Annotated in this window: 10 protein-coding genes and 1 CRISPR repeat array (1 of these 11 only partly in view); of the genes, 7 read left to right on the forward strand and 3 right to left on the reverse strand. The window is 48.9% G+C overall.

Features of this window, described 5'->3' with window-relative positions; translation table 11 throughout:
* Nucleotides 1–31: 31 nt before the first annotated feature.
* The 3 genes from argC to ACOBQJ_RS09070 all read right to left on the reverse strand — a co-directional run bounded on the left by argC (nt 32) and on the right by ACOBQJ_RS09070 (nt 5,801).
* Nucleotides 32–1,075, reverse strand: a complete 1,044-nt coding sequence (gene argC, locus ACOBQJ_RS09060) for an N-acetyl-gamma-glutamyl-phosphate reductase (RefSeq protein ID WP_421071434.1) — start codon at nt 1,073–1,075, stop codon at nt 32–34.
* A gap of 203 nt (nt 1,076–1,278) precedes the next feature.
* The gene (locus tag ACOBQJ_RS09065; RefSeq protein ID WP_421071435.1) at nt 1,279–3,423 is read right to left on the reverse strand and encodes a PAS domain S-box protein; all 2,145 of its coding nucleotides are present in this window, start codon (nt 3,421–3,423) and stop codon (nt 1,279–1,281) included.
* Between the two features lie 236 nt (nt 3,424–3,659).
* Complete coding sequence (locus ACOBQJ_RS09070) at nt 3,660–5,801, reverse strand: PAS domain S-box protein (protein WP_421071436.1); 2,142 nt, start codon at nt 5,799–5,801, stop codon at nt 3,660–3,662.
* Nucleotides 5,802–6,198: 397 nt separating this feature from the next.
* Between ACOBQJ_RS09070 and cas3 the strand changes: the two genes are divergently transcribed.
* From cas3 to cas2, 7 genes are read left to right on the forward strand one after another with little or no spacing between them, the layout of a single operon-like run.
* Entirely contained in the window at nt 6,199–8,469 is a 2,271-nt protein-coding gene (gene cas3 / locus ACOBQJ_RS09075) for a CRISPR-associated helicase Cas3' (protein WP_421071437.1), read from the forward strand.
* Between the two features lie 27 nt (nt 8,470–8,496).
* Nucleotides 8,497–9,156, forward strand: coding sequence for a type I-C CRISPR-associated protein Cas5c (cas5c, locus tag ACOBQJ_RS09080; protein ID WP_421071438.1), 660 nt, complete (start codon nt 8,497–8,499; stop codon nt 9,154–9,156).
* Nucleotides 9,153–10,910, forward strand: a complete 1,758-nt coding sequence (gene cas8c / locus ACOBQJ_RS09085; protein WP_421071439.1) for a type I-C CRISPR-associated protein Cas8c/Csd1 — start codon at nt 9,153–9,155, stop codon at nt 10,908–10,910. The genes cas5c and cas8c overlap by 4 nt, the downstream gene beginning before the upstream one ends.
* Nucleotides 10,911–10,925: 15 nt before the next feature.
* On the forward strand, nt 10,926–11,789 hold the full coding sequence (gene cas7c / locus ACOBQJ_RS09090) for a type I-C CRISPR-associated protein Cas7/Csd2 (protein ID WP_421071440.1): 864 nt from the start codon (nt 10,926–10,928) through the stop codon (nt 11,787–11,789).
* Nucleotides 11,790–11,791: 2 nt separating this feature from the next.
* Complete coding sequence (cas4, locus tag ACOBQJ_RS09095; RefSeq protein ID WP_421071598.1) at nt 11,792–12,481, forward strand: CRISPR-associated protein Cas4; 690 nt, start codon at nt 11,792–11,794, stop codon at nt 12,479–12,481.
* A complete protein-coding gene (gene cas1c, locus ACOBQJ_RS09100) occupies nt 12,478–13,506 on the forward strand; it encodes a type I-C CRISPR-associated endonuclease Cas1c (RefSeq protein ID WP_421071441.1) in 1,029 nt (342 codons plus the stop codon). The genes cas4 and cas1c overlap by 4 nt, the downstream gene beginning before the upstream one ends.
* A gap of 10 nt (nt 13,507–13,516) precedes the next feature.
* Nucleotides 13,517–13,807: a CRISPR-associated endonuclease Cas2 gene (gene cas2 / locus ACOBQJ_RS09105; protein ID WP_421071442.1), complete on the forward strand. Its 291-nt coding sequence runs from the start codon at nt 13,517–13,519 to the stop codon at nt 13,805–13,807.
* A gap of 167 nt (nt 13,808–13,974) precedes the next feature.
* Nucleotides 13,975–15,780: a CRISPR direct-repeat array (repeat unit 32 nt; unit sequence GTCGCGCCCCGTACGGGCGCGTGGATTGAAAC) (it continues 7,764 nt past the right edge of the window).

Genomic DNA, 15,780 nt, shown 5'->3' on the forward strand with positions numbered 1-15,780 from the left:
CCTTTATTTTCTGTCTATTTGATTAAATATTTTACGGATACAGTCCCGGTCCGGCAAGGGCGGTGTCCTCGGGCAGGTTACAGATGATATTCATATTCTGCACCGCCTGGCCGGAAGCGCCCTTGACCACGTTGTCGATGGCCGATATGACAATAACCCGCCCGGTCCGTTCGTCTACCGTCACGCCGATGTCGCAGTGGTTGGTCCCGGCTACCCACTTGGTCTGGGGCAGCGTCCCGTCCGGCAGCACCCGCACAAAAAATTCATTCTCATAGTAATCCCTGTACAGCTCCCGGATCCTTCCCACACTGGCGTCAGAGGACAGCTTCGCGTAAACAGTGCTGAGGATGCCCCTGGTTATCGGCAGCAGGTGGGGGGTAAATGTAACAGTGATTTGCTCGCCCGCGATCCTGCTCAGCGCCTGCTCAATTTCGGGTGTGTGGCGGTGAGCGGCGACATTGTAAGCCTTGAAATTTTCATTGACCTCGCAGAAGTGGGAGCCAAGTGAAAGCCCCCTGCCCGCCCCCGATACGCCCGATTTGGAGTCAACAACGATGCTGCCGGTGTCGATCAGCTTCTGCTGCAGCAGCGGCGCCAGGGCCAGGATGGCGCTGGTGGGATAGCAGCCGGGGTTGGCAACCAGCCAGGCCCCCTTGATTTTGTCCCGGTTAACTTCGGGCAGCCCATAAACGGCTTCTTCCAGCAGGTCCTTTGCCTCGTGCTCCACCTTGTACCACTTTTCATACACCTGGAAGTCAGAGAAACGGAAGTCAGCGCCCAGGTCGATCATCTTTTTACCGCGCCGCGCCGCCTCAACCGCCACCGGCATGGCATGCCCGTGCGGCAGGGCGACAAAAACGACATCGGAAATATCAAAAATTTTAGCCCGGTCCAGCTCTTCACAGGTCAGCTGGCAGTATTTATTCAGGTGCGGGTATACCTTGTGCAGAGGCATCCCGGCGTAGCTCCTGGTCGTCAGCGACACAAGCTCCACCTCCGGGTGGCGGTACAGTATCCGCACCAGTTCTGAGCCGGTATAGCCGGTGGCGCCAATAATACCTACTTTAACAGTCATTAACAATCACCTCTTGCCTCGAAATAGAAAACATTGGCCCGCCGTGAAAGCACAACCGCCAATATTTATAATTATACATTTTAATGTATAAAAATACAACAAATATTTGCCCAACAGAACTACCCCGGCAACAATACCGGGGCTAATCTCTTCATATTTAATTTTCTATGCAATACATTGTCTTACCTTCTAAAATTATAAATTTACCTGCTGTATATCAAGTATTTTATGAATTTTTTAACCAGCCTCGGATCAAACTGGGTCCCGGCACACCTTTTCAGTTCCGCCACCGCTTCCTCATGGGATAAAGCTCCGCGGTACGGCCGGTCGCTGGTCATGGCGTCGTAGGCGTCAGCTATGGCCAGTATGCGGCACTCCAGCGGGATTTCCTCTTCTTTCAGGCCGATTGGATAGCCTTTACCGTTCCACCACTCATGGTGCTTGAGGATCCAGTCCGCGATCAAAGCCAGGTCGGGCGCCGACTGCGCTATACGGTGGCCGATCTCGCAATGCCGTCTCATTTCTTTCGTTTCTGAAAAGGTAAGGGGGCCCGGTTTAAATAATATGCTGTCAGGTATGCCTACCTTGCCGATGTCGTGGAACTTGGCCAGCAGGCGCAGGTCATCCAGCTTTTGCTTGGGCAAATCCACGGCCCGGCCCAGGTCCGATACCAAGACCAGCAGTCGTTCGGCGTGGTCTTCCGTATTAAAGTCCCTTGCTTCCATCGCTTTTACCAGTGTCTGCACTACAGCGCTCCGGGTACTCCTGCTCTGGTGCAGTTTCTCACGGTACATGTTGTTGTCCGCTTCCTTGTAAAGGTCCCGCAGGTCGAGCGGCCTTTTGGTCGTGGCAAACCCGACGGAAAGGCTCAGGGGTATTAAGGGATTTGCTGCATTGTATTTCTCCACGGCGCTGAGGATCCTGCTAAACGCCCTTTCAGCGGGGACCTGGCCGCAGTTGGGAAGAATAACGGCAAACTCGTCGCCGCCGATGCGCGCTATTATGTCGCTGTCCCGCAAAGAGCTCCTCAGGACATCGGCTGCCGCTATGAGCAGGTCGTCCCCACTGTCGTGCCCGAAGGAGTCGTTGATAATTTTAAGCCCGTCCACGTCACACATGAGCACGCTGGCCTGGCTGTACCCCCCGCTCTCCAAACGTTCAATTTCGTTCTCAAAGTAGGCGCGGTTGTACAGGCCTGTGAGCGGGTCGCGCAGGCTCAGAACCTTCAGGCGCTCCTCCATCTGCTTGCGCTCTGTTATGTCCATAATGATTCCCCGCAGCCCGACCGTCCGGCCGTCTTTGATAATTGGACTTGAATGTATGACAATGGGGAAAGTGTAACCGTCTTTCCTGCGTGCCATATATTCAACACTACCTAATTTTTCTCCGCGCATGGACTTTAAAATATTCTGCCAGGCTTTTGCCTGTTCTTCAGGAACAATAAAATCTATACCCTTGACGCCTTTCTTAAGATCATCTTTAGTACAGCAGAAAAAATCGTAAGCATTATTGTTAGCATATGTGATTAACCCGTTTACATCCATTTCAAAAACAAGTTCCGGCAGTGAATCGGCCAGTTCACGGTACTTTGCTTCACTTACCCTGATTTGTTCATCTGCCCTCCTGCGCTCCGTTACGTCAAAAATGGCTATGACTATCCGCCCGTCGTCCAGGAAAGTCGTCCGGAATTCGATTTCTTTTGAAGAACCGTCCTTGCAAGCGACAGTAAAAGTCCTGACCTTAACGGGCTTTTTGGCATCAGCATTCCATATATGTTCAACTTTCTTTCTGTATGCCGGGTCCCGGTAAAACTTCAGGAGACTTTCGCCTGCCGTGGGAATGTCCTCCAGGGTATAGCCCAGCATTTCGGTTACGGCGACATTTTGGTGGATGACACGCTCGTCTTTATCCATAAAGACCACACCGCAGGGGAGGTTTTCAATTATGGTTAAGAAGCTGCTTTTCTCCCTCTCCAACATTTCTTCCGCTTGCTTTTGCCTGGTAATGTCAATCAACTGCCCCAGAATAGCCGGCTGGCCGCCGTAATCAATAAGAGAAAAAAAGCCCCTTAAGAAGAGCACATCGCCCTCACGGTTAACTGCCCTGAACTCGTATGAGTCCGGGACGTCCTCCCCGGCCAGGCGGCGCCTGGTGTTATCCACTACCCTGTACCTGTCTTCAGGGTGTACCTGATCAGCGAATGAAATTTTGAGCAGCTCTTCTTCAGTGTAACCTGTTAACCGGGTCATACCGGGGTTCACGGCACGGTAAAGACCATCCTGATAGATAAGAATAGAAAGGGGCGAAGTAGCAAAGATTTGTTCGTAATCTAAAGCGGTAACAACCATTATTTGCCTCCCTCAAGGTGATAATTAAATAATTACTCCAACAACTAACTATATCCTTTTAATAAAAATATGAGATATCATAGGAAAAGAGCATTTATATTTGTCCCTTATTGAGGCATATCTGAATAATGGTATTATTAATCAAATTAATAGATTAAAGCGAAATAAAAATTTGTTTTGATGCCAATTTTCTTAAAAGTATGAGTTAAATAGTCTGCCCTATAAGAAATTGAAATTCACCATTCAATCAAGTATTTTATGAATTTTTTAACCAGCCTCGGATCAAACTGGGTCCCGGCACACCTTTTCAGTTCCGCCACCGCTTCCTCATGGGATAAAGCTCCGCGGTACGGCCGGTCGCTGGTCATGGCGTCGTAGGCGTCAGCTATGGCCAGTATGCGGCACTCCAGCGGGATTTCCTCTTCTTTCAGGCCGATTGGATAGCCTTTACCGTTCCACCACTCATGGTGCTTGAGGATCCAGTCCGCGATCAAAGCCAGGTCGGGCGCCGACTGCGCTATACGGTGGCCGATCTCGCAATGCCGTCTCATTTCTTTCGTTTCTGAAAAGGTAAGGGGGCCCGGTTTAAATAATATGCTGTCAGGTATGCCTACCTTGCCGATGTCGTGGAACTTGGCCAGCAGGCGCAGGTCATCCAGCTTTTGCTTGGGCAAATCCACGGCCCGGCCCAGGTCCGATACCAAGACCAGCAGGCGTTCGGCATGGTCTTCCGTATTAAAGTCCCTTGCTTCCATCGCTTTTACCAGTGTCTGCACTACAGCGCTCCGGGTACTCCTGCTCTGGTGCAGTTTCTCGCGGTACATGTTGTTGTCCGCTTCCTTGTAAAGGTCCCGCAGGTCGAGCGACCTTTTGGTCGTGGCAAACCCGACGGAAAGGCTCAGGGGTATTAAGGGATTTGCTGCATTGTATTTCTCCACGGCGCTGAGGATCCTGTTAAAAGCCCTTTCAGCGGGGACCTGGCCGCAGTTGGGAAGAATAACGGCAAACTCGTCGCCGCCGATGCGCGCTATTATGTCGCTGTCCCGCAAAGAGCTCCTCAGGACATTTGCGGCTGCTATCAGCAGGGCGTCCCCCCTGTCGTGCCCGAAGGAGTCGTTGATAATTTTAAGCCCGTCCACGTCACATATGAGCACGCTGGCCTGGCTGTACCCCCCGCTCTCCAAACGTTCAATTTCGTTCTCAAAGTAGGCGCGGTTGTACAGGCCTGTAAGCGGGTCGCGCAGGCTCAGAATCTTCAGGCGCTCCTCCATCTGCTTGCGCTCTGTTATGTCCATTAAGACCCCCCGCAGCCCGACCGTCCGGCCGTCTTTGATAACGGGTTTTGAGTGTATCATTATGGGGAAAGTCGAACCGTCCTTCCTGCGTGCCGTATATTCAACTAAACCTATCCTTTCCCCTTGTAACAACCTTGAAATATTCTGCACAGCCCTATCCTGATCTTCAGGGGCAACAAAATCTATAATCCTGATGCCTTTCTCAAAATCTTCTTTAGTGCATGCGAATACATCATAACAATTATTATTTCCATATGTGATGATACCTTTTCCATCCATTTCAAAGACAACTTCCGGCAGTGAATCGGCCAGTTCACGGTACTTTGCTTCACTTACCCTGATTTGTTCCTCTGCCCTCCTGCGCTCCGTGACGTCAAACATGGCTATGACTATCCGCCCGTCGTCCAGGAAAGTCGTCCAAAATTCGATTTCTTTCAGAGAACCGTCCTTGCAGGTTACGGTAAAAGTGCTGGACCTGACAGGCTTATTGATGTTTTCTACCCAGAGCTTTAGGACTTTTTTTCTGTATTCCGGGTCCGGGTAGAACTTCAGGTGTCTCTCGTCAAAGGTGTAAACTTCTTCTTGTATGTAACCCAGCATATTAATCGTGGCCTGGTTCTGGTGAATGACATTCCAGTCTCTATCCAAAAGAAATACACCGCAGGGGAGGTTTTCAATAATGGCGGAGAAGCTGCTTTTCTCTTTTTCCAATAGCTGCTCGGCGTGCTTCTGCCTGGTGATGTCAATAAGCTGACCCATGATAGCCGGCCGGCCGCCGTAATCAATAAGAGAAAAAAAGCCCCTTAAGAAGAGCACATCGCCCGCACGGTTAACTGCCCTGAACTCGTATGAGTCCGGGACGTCCTCTCCGGCCAGGCGGCGTCTGGCGTTATCCACTACCCTGTATCTGTCTTCAGGGTGTACCTGGTCAGAGTAAGAAATTTTGAGCAGCTCTTCTTCAGTGTAACCTGTTAACCGGGTCATACCGGGGCTCACGGCGCGGTAATAACCATCCTGATAGATTAGTATCGCGACCGGCGACGTATCAAACATCTCTTTATAATTTAAAGCGGATACAGCCATTGTTTGCCTCCATTAAGGTAATATCTATAATTACTCCAAAAATTGACTTAATCCTTTAAAAAAAGCAGCATTTAGGGAACCGTAATATGCTGCATGCAAGAAAACTAATACAATTAGCTTTAATTTGGAAGGAGTCCATCATATGTCCTTTCATGTAGATATATGTAAATTATGGTAGTATAATATAATGAAGTGATATTTTTATTAATTAAGAGGATTGTGAGCATAAATAAAATTTTTCAAAAACTTTAGTTAAGTGACATAGTGTAGCCTGGTACAAATGTTATAATTTTAAAACTTATGGAGGATTTCTTTAATGAGTTCTTTTTACATACTTTTCTTTTCAACGTTAGTTCATTAAGCCAATTCAGAGGCGATTTAAACAAACCGGCAAGAGATGGTGATGAAAGTGATTTACTACGGTCATACCAAAGAGGATCCGATTACAAAAAAAGTCTTACATAAGGAACACTGGCAACTACTTAAAAGCCATCTAAATGAAGTTGCTTGTATGACAGAAGAACGGGCCGCAAAATTTGGGGCGGGTAAACTGGGGCGAATTATTGGATTGGCACACGATCTAGGGAAATACTCGGAGGCATTTCAAAAGCGCCTGGAAGGTGCACGTGCAAAGGTGGACCACAAATCTGCCGGTGCACAGGAAGTATATCGCAAATTTGGCAAGGTAATAGGTAAATCTTTGGCGTTCATAATTGCAGGACACCATGGCGGGCTACCGGATGGAAACAAAGGCGCTCCGGGAAATCTACCTGAGCGTCTTGCAAGGACAGATATTCCTGATTATCAGGCATATACGGCAGAAATTGCGATTCCGGATTTAAATAACCAGGAACTGATATCAATGCCCAAACCAAAGGATCCATCTATGGCAGCATTTAGTTTTTCTTTTTGTATACGAATGATGTATTCATGTTTAGTTGATGCAGATTTTTTAAATACTGAAAAATCCATGAATACTAAACGGTATAATGCACGCTCGGACTCTAAATTTTCTGTATCTATAGAAACATTATTAAAACGGTTTGAGGAAAAATATGTTTTTTTGGCAGAACAAAACCGTCAAAATCCAACAGTAATCAATAAAGCGCGTCAGGCAATTCTAGAAAGATGCTTATCAATGTCAGACTCCAAACCGGGATTTTTCACTTTGACTGTTCCTACAGGTGGAGGAAAGACATATTCGTCACTTGCATTCGGCCTAAAACATGCTGCGAAGCACAAGAAAGCCCGTATAATCTACGTTATCCCCTATACCAGTATCATCGAGCAAAATGCACAGGTATTCAGGGAAACTTTAGAAGGTGAAACACAAAAAAATAGTATTGTCCTTGAGCATCACAGTAATTTTGAATATCCCGAAGGAACCTTTGATGATTGGGATGAGCATGAAAAAGTTCATCGCCTGGCTTCAGAAAATTGGGATATGCCGGTTGTTGTCACAACAGCAGTTCAATTCTTTGAATCGCTTTATGCAAACAAAGGGTCTCGCTGCCGAAAATTACACAATATCGTTAATAGTGTGATCATACTGGACGAAGCTCAGATGATGCCGATTGAGTGCATTAAACCTTGCCTCTGGGCTTTGGCTGAGCTTGTTTTCAACTATGGCGTTACAGTGGTGCTTTGTACGGCAACACAACCCGCAGTAAAGAATTTGATTCCTGGCAATTCGAAGATAGTGGAAATTATTGAAAATCCGAATGAACTTCAGAAAACTTTTAAACGTGTGACTGTAGAAAATGCAAACGAAATGTCAGACGAGAAACTGGCTGCGGAGATGGCGGATATGCCACAAGTACTAACCATCGTAAACACCAGGCGCCATGCCAGGTTGTTGTTTGAGAAGCTTTTGGCAAAGGAACAGGAGGGCGCATATCATTTGTCTGCACGCATGTGCCCGGCACACCGCCAGGTGGTTCTCGCAGAGATCCGCAGGGCGCTTCAAGATGGAAAACCATGCCGTGTGGTATCTACTCAACTTATCGAGGCGGGTGTGGATGTGGATTTTCCTGTGGTTTACCGCGCGGCGGCTGGAATTGATTCTATCGCCCAAGCGGCAGGCCGGTGCAATCGGGAAGGCCGTAGGGCCAGAGGGCGGGTGATCATCTTTGACCCTGAACCCCATGGAATGCCCCAAAAAGGCAGGTTCTCTGCGGCTGCTGCTTTGACGCGCAGCACTGCAAGGCACTCCCAGGAACTAAATGATGATTTGTTATCTCTCGAAGCGATCGAGTATTACTTTAAACAACTGTTCGACTTAGAACGTGACAACCTTGACGCCGGTGACATTCTAAAAAAGATTGAAGACAGCAAAGATGACTTATCCTTCCCCTTTGCGGATATTGCTGAAAAATTCCAGATGATCGACAACGCCACTGTTTCGGTGGTCGTCCCTTGGGACAAGCATGCTGAGGAATTGATGGATAAAGCAGCCCGCCACCCGTTCCCGGCCAGTCAAGCGCGCACTCTGCAGCCATATGTGGTGCAGGTTTACCAGTATGAGCTGGCTGTTTTGGAAAAGGAAAAAGTCATTAAAACTGTGGGTGATTTTATGAAATTTGTAACTGACCGCGATTATTATGACAGGCGGTTTGGGCTAAAAGATGCGAAGGAGGTGAAGGCGCCAACTGAAGTGCTTCTGTTCTGACGCAAAGTGTAGTGAAAGGAGAATGGTATGGGATATGGAGTCAAACTAAGGGTTTGGGGCGATTATGCCTGCTTTACCCGGCCGGAAATGAAAGCTGAAAGGGTTAGCTATGACGTAATGACGCCGTCAGCCGCGCGCGGAATTCTTGAAGCAATACACTGGAAACCCGCGCTAGCCTGGAGCATTGACCGCATTCATGTTATAAAACCCATCCGCTTCGACTCGATCCGCAGGAATGAGGTTGCCGGAAAAATCTCCGAGCGAAACATTAAAACCGCCATGAACGGAGGGGTTATCGACCTTCACCAGTATGCGGCAGCGCAAAATGAACGCCAACAGCGGGCGGCGCTGGTGCTTCGTGACGTGGAATATATTATTGAGGCTCATTTTGAGCTGACTGAAAAAGCCGGTGAGAGTGATAATCCCGGAAAACATTGTGACATATTCACTCGCCGGGCACGGGAAGGGCAGTGTCACATGCGCCCTTACTTCGGTTGCCGTGAATTCCCGGTGAACTTTGAATTATTGGAAAAAGATATCCCCAAATCAGCATTAAAGGGTGAAATTGATTTGGGGTGGATGCTTTGGGACATTGATTTTACCAATGACATGCAGCCCATTTTTTTCAGGCCAACTATGAGAGATGGAGTAATAGACACCCGATTATCAAAGGGGGCGATAACTTGATTTTACAGGCATTAAATGAACACTATTATCGCCTCCTGGGTGATAAGGAATCCAAAATTGCGCCTCAGGGCTACAGTATCGTTGATATTTCTTTCGTGATCGTCCTTTCTCAAGAGGGTGAATTTTTGGATCTGTTCAGTGTGGAAAAAGAAGAGTTTGTACCTGAGCATAAAAAACGTTCAGGGGTTCACCCAGCACCATATTTTCTCTGCGATAAGATCCTTTACTCTTTGGGTGTCGGCAAGGATAAAAATGAAGGGAAAAAACGATTTGAACTATATCGTGATTATAACCTGAAGTTGCTTCAACAAATCGAATGCGTAGAAGCAATAGCTGTCAGTAATTTTCTTAAGGCATGGAATCCAGAGTCATGGGATTCCAACGCCATTATCATGCGTTATCAAGAAGAATTTAACAAGCCAAAGAATTTTAATACTGTATATAGGATTGACGGCCAATTGGGTTATGTTCATCAAAACACAGAGATTACCTCTGTTTGGATGAATGAACTGGCAAAAAAAGAAGAGGAAGAATTAGTAATTGGTCAATGCCTGGTTTCAGGAAAAATCGAAAACATCGCCAGGACACATAATGTTGCCATCAAAGGCGCTGGAGGCCAACCTGCCGGCACGGCGTTGGTGTCTTTTCAGATTGAATCATTTCGTTCTTATGGAAAAACACAAAGCTATAATGCGCCTGTTAGTAAAAAAGTTGCTTTTGCCTACGGCACCGCTTTGAATTACCTGATCGACAGCGATACAAACCGGGTTCGTCTGGCTGATACCACCATGGTCTTTTGGGCGGATAAAAAGGGTGGTAAAGCAGAGGAAACAGTTCTCGCCTGGTGTCTTGACCCGGTAGCTGCCGAAACAGGGGAAGAAAGCGAGAAGCGACGCATCGACCCTAGCGCGGCCCGGCAAGCCAAGGCTGTCCTGGAGCGTGTTAAGTCGGGATTGCCAGTGGGCGATACCGAATTTAACCCGGAGACCCGGTGCTATCTTCTGGGACTTGCGCCCAACGCCGCCAGATTGTCGGTGCGTTTCTGGCAGGTCAGCAGTTTCGGGGACGTACTGGAGAAAATAGCACATCATTATACCGACATGGACATTGCCGGAATAGAAAGGCTCGGTGGCACAGTATCACCATGGCGGACACTGAAAGCGATAGCGGTCCAGGAAGATACGAAGAACATTCCGCCACTGCTTGGTGGCCAACTGCTGAAGACAATCCTGTCAGGCGAGATGTATCCTCAACCCTTATACAACGCGGCGATAATGCGCTGCCGGACCGGTGGTGAGCACGGCGGTGTAAACACTATCCGCGCTGCTGTAATCAAGGCTTTTTTAGCAAGAAAGTACCGCATCCAAAAACAAAAGGAAAAGGAGGCGATGATCACTGTGAGTCTAAATGAAAAAAATACAAACAACGCGTATCTGCTGGGAAGACTATTTTCCTTGCTGGAAAAGGTCCAGAAAGATGCCCTGGGTAACAATATCAATGCCACAATTCGTGACCGTTACTTCGGAGCAGCTTCCGCGACTCCCGGCGCGGTGTTCCCCCTGTTGCTGCGCTTATCCCGGCACCATATATCTAAATCTGAATACGGAAACCTTTCGGAACGAAAAATCCAGGAGGTCATGAACGGACTGGATGCGTTTCCGGCACATTTGAATATGGAAGAGCAGGGACTTTTCATACTTGGATATTACCATCAGAACCAAGCCAATTATGTTAAGAATGAAAATAATAAATAAAGGAAGGTTGATATAATGAGCAAGATATTGAATAAGCGTTATGAATTCGTACTTTTTTTTGAAGTGGAAAACGGTAACCCCAACGGCGACCCCGACGCTGGAAATATGCCGCGAATCGATCCGGAAACCAGTCACGGCATTGTAACTGACGTATGCCTGAAGCGAAAAGTGCGGAACTATATTGAACTGGCACAAGGAGGAGAAAGTCCCTTCGATATTTATGTCCGCGAAAACGCGGTTTTAAATGATATTAATGAAAATGCTTATAAGGAACTCAAAATCAAGCCGGAATCCAAAAAACTGCCCAAAGATCCCGAACAAGCTAAAGATGTAACAAAGTATATGTGTAACAGGTTTTACGATATTCGGGCGTTTGGCGCAGTTATGACAACTGAAGTGAATTGCGGTCAGGTGCGTGGCCCGGTCCAGTTCAGCTTTGCAAGGAGTTTAGATACAGTTGTTCCCCAGGAAATAACCATTACCCGTATGGCCGTTACTAACAAAAAGGATGCGGAGAAAGAACGCACTATGGGGCGAAAACACATAATTCCATATGCTCTTTATCGAGCGGAAGGCTATATATCGGCTCCGCTGGCTCAAAAGACCGGTTTTTCAGAAGCTGATTTGGAACTCTTCTGGCAGTCGTTGATGGATATGTTTGAGCACGACCACTCCGCTGCGCGTGGGAAAATGGCAAGCCGGAAGTTAATCATATTTGAACATGAGACATCGCTGGGAAAAGCTCCGGCACATAAACTATTCGATTTGGTAACCGCCAAGCGCATAGATGACACCAAACCGCCAAGGGCTTTTAATGATTACGCTATCAACGTCAATCATGCCGGGAAACCTGACGGTGTCACGATTATTGAGCATTGATGATGCCTTATCCAGACGAAGACTTCCTTCTCCTCTCCGGCATCCAGCACATGGCTTTTTGCGAGCGGCAATGGGCGCTTATTCACCTGGAACAAGTCTGGGCTGAGAATGTTCGTACAGTAGAGGGAAAGCATCTTCATCATCGCGCGGACGATCCTTTCAAGGATGAAAGCCGGACAACATTGCGGATTGTCAGGGGCATGCCGGTTGTCTCGCAGCAGCTTGGGCTCCGGGGAGTTGCGGATGTCGTCGAATTCCATGCCGGCAGGGAACATATAAAAGGTGAAAACTGCCGCCTGGAAAACCGCAGTGGTTGGTGGCGCCCGGTTCCTGTTGAATATAAACGCGGACGCCCCAAACCCGATGACCGGGACGCTGTCCAATTATGCGCCCAGGCTATTGCGCTGGAGGAAATGCTTCAGTTACATATCCCATCCGGGTTCCTCTTTTACGGGAAGACTAAACATCGCCAGACGGTTGCTTTAGATAATCAACTTAGACAGCATACCTTTGAACTGTCCAGACGCATGCATCGTCTTGCGCATGAAGGGATAACACCAAAGGCACAAAAAGGCAGGCATTGCTCCCTATGTTCTCTTACTGAGCACTGTCAGCCGTACTGGATGTTGCGCCACCGTCCGGTAAAGAGCTATCTGGAGCGTATGTGCCGTGTGGACGGTGAAGGACTGTGAGGCGGCTACTTAACACACTCTATGTAACAACACCGGATGCTTATTTAGCCTGTGACGGTGAAAATGTGCTTATTAAAGCCGATAGTGAAATCCGGTTCCGTATTCCAATTCATAATTTGGAGGGCATCGTCTGCTTTGGTTATACGGGAGCAAGTCCCAAACTGATGCACCTTTGTTGTGAAAGGGGTGTGGCCCTTTCCTTTCTCACAACATACGGCAGGTTTATGGGGCGTGTAACTGGCAATGTTTCCGGCAATGTTTTATTAAGGCGGACACAGTACCGCTGGTCGGATGATGAGATAATATCATCTCGTTTGTCCCGCAGATTTGTAGCCGCCAAAATCATTAATAGCCGGGCCGTGCTGCACCGTGCCTTAAGGGATCATTCCGAGATTGTTGATAATAAGCTTAAAGATTCACTCACAGTTTTGGCAAGAATGCCGGAGAGGCTTGAAAGAGCAAAAGGTGTAAACGCTGTGCGGGGAATTGAAGGGGAAGCTGCGCACCTCTATTTTTCCAACTTCAATAATTTGATATTAAATCAAAAAGAAGCTTTTAGTTTGAATAACAGAAATCGCAGGCCACCAACAGACAGAATGAACGCTTTGCTCTCTTTTCTCTATACAATGCTTACCCATGAAGTTGTGGCTGCCCTGGAGAGCGTCGGCTTGGACCCGCAGGTTGGCTTTTTGCACCGGGACCGGCCTGGCCGCCCAAGTCTGGCACTTGACATAATGGAGGAAATGCGGCCCCATTTCGCGGATCGTCTGGCGGTAACATTAATTAACCGCAATCAAATTACCGCTGATGGTTTTAATGTAAAAGAAAATAGTGCCATAATCATGGGCGACGATACCCGCAAAGAAGTGCTGAATGCCTGGCAAAAACGAAAACAAGAAGAGCTGACTCATCCTTATTTAGGCGAAAAAATTCCCATGGGACTTGTGCCATATGTACAAGCCCTACTACTGGCCAGACATATGAGGGGTGACCTTGAGGATTATCCGCCCTTTTTCTGGAAGTGAGGTGTTTATTATGATGGTTCTGATCACTTATGATGTTAATGTAACATCAGTTACAGGCAAGAGCCGCCTCCGAAAAGTGGCTAAACAGTGTGTTAACTATGGGCAGCGTGTTCAAAACTCTGTTTTCGAATGTTTGCTGGATCCCACTCAATTTGCTGAGCTAAAACACCGGTTAGAAAAAATTATTAACCCGGAAAAAGATAGTCTTCGATATTATTTTCTAGGGAATAACTGGAAAAACCGCGTGGAGCATGTCGGCGCTAAAGTTGGATATGATCCGGAGGGGGTGCTTATGGTTTGATGCGAACCTTAAGTGAACATTGCTTTGCTGGGTGACTCGCAAGTTTAAAATAATAAAGGGATACCCGGTATTTTAAACAAATTTTTAATCTTGTCTTATTTACATATTTTTAAGTTCGCGTTTTTATATGTTTAAACGCTTGGCAATATTGCATCTAGAAATAGACAGTCGCGCCCCGTACGGGCGCGTGGATTGAAACACGAATAATAAAAGTCTCATGTGGAATATCAGTCTGTCGCGCCCCGTACGGGCGCGTGGATTGAAACGTAAAGCTCAAAAACCCCTCCGGTTGCGGCAAAGTCGCGCCCCGTACGGGCGCGTGGATTGAAACAATGGATTGATGATCTAGTTAATCGGTTAGGATTTGTCGCGCCCCGTACGGGCGCGTGGATTGAAACGGTATCAGCAAAAGCCGCATCGGGGAAATCTATTGTCGCGCCCCGTACGGGCGCGTGGATTGAAACCAGTCGGCGCCCTTGTCTTCGGTCGTGGTTGTGTCGCGCCCCGTACGGGCGCGTGGATTGAAACAATCAGGCCCAGGTGCTGGGTGTAACCGCCACACCGTCGCGCCCCGTACGGGCGCGTGGATTGAAACTCTGGCACACCAACAGGCACGAGCTATGCCACCCGTCGCGCCCCGTACGGGCGCGTGGATTGAAACCGAAAATGGGACGGCTTTCACGGCCACCACACCCCGTCGCGCCCCGTACGGGCGCGTGGATTGAAACTTGAAAAATTTTGCATTGTCACGTCATGTTTGGTCGCGCCCCGTACGGGCGCGTGGATTGAAACGCTAAAAAATATTTGCCTTGCGCTGTTTGTAGGTCGCGCCCCGTACGGGCGCGTGGATTGAAACAAAGGGTATATCGTCGTTGTTATAATCCACCCGGTCGCGCCCCGTACGGGCGCGTGGATTGAAACGACCTATTTGTCACGTCATGTGTGTTAGGGGAGGTCGCGCCCCGTACGGGCGCGTGGATTGAAACAATCCGCTGGACGGCCAGGGCGTGAAAGATATGTCGCGCCCCGTACGGGCGCGTGGATTGAAACCAGGTAACAGCCGCTGCAATTGTTTCAGCGCCGTCGCGCCCCGTACGGGCGCGTGGATTGAAACCGCGACCATTACCTTAGTAGAGGGTGGTGCCCAAGTCGCGCCCCGTACGGGCGCGTGGATTGAAACTCAGCAGACACTGTCCTGGTGGGAGTCCCAGGGCGTCGCGCCCCGTACGGGCGCGTGGATTGAAACAAATACGACCACATCCGCCGGCGGTGACGAAAGTCGCGCCCCGTACGGGCGCGTGGATTGAAACTCATCAACGTGCTGGACCCGGATACCCATATAACGTCGCGCCCCGTACGGGCGCGTGGATTGAAACAGGTTGTTGGCTATAGTCTGCAGCTCCGGATCGTCGCGCCCCGTACGGGCGCGTGGATTGAAACTATTGTGTCGTAAGTGGGAGCTGTTAGGGTAATGTCGCGCCCCGTACGGGCGCGTGGATTGAAACGGATGGGAATGCGGGCCACCCAGTCAAAGTCAAGTCGCGCCCCGTACGGGCGCGTGGATTGAAACCCTGGCGGCTCCCATGACCGACAGCCGTAAGACCCGTCGCGCCCCGTACGGGCGCGTGGATTGAAACTTTTCCGAGCTCCCACACATTCGATGCCATTCTGGGTCGCGCCCCGTACGGGCGCGTGGATTGAAACAGGTTTGCCTCTTTGACCTGGTCCTCAGATTTCGTCGCGCCCCGTACGGGCGCGTGGATTGAAACCGCCTGCTGTTCCTTTAAAATACTAACCGTGTCTGTCGCGCCCCGTACGGGCGCGTGGATTGAAACCCTTCTGATTACTTTGCCGTTTTTAATTTCATAAGTCGCGCCCCGTACGGGCGCGTGGATTGAAACATCAACGGGGTGCTGGTCGGGGCATGGGTGCAGGTCGCGCCCCGTACGGGCGCGTGGATTGAAACTGCTGAG

The sequence above is a fragment of the Pelotomaculum propionicicum genome (genome assembly GCF_048984525.1).
GTDB lineage: Bacteria > Bacillota > Desulfotomaculia > Desulfotomaculales > Pelotomaculaceae > Syntrophopropionicum > Syntrophopropionicum propionicicum_A.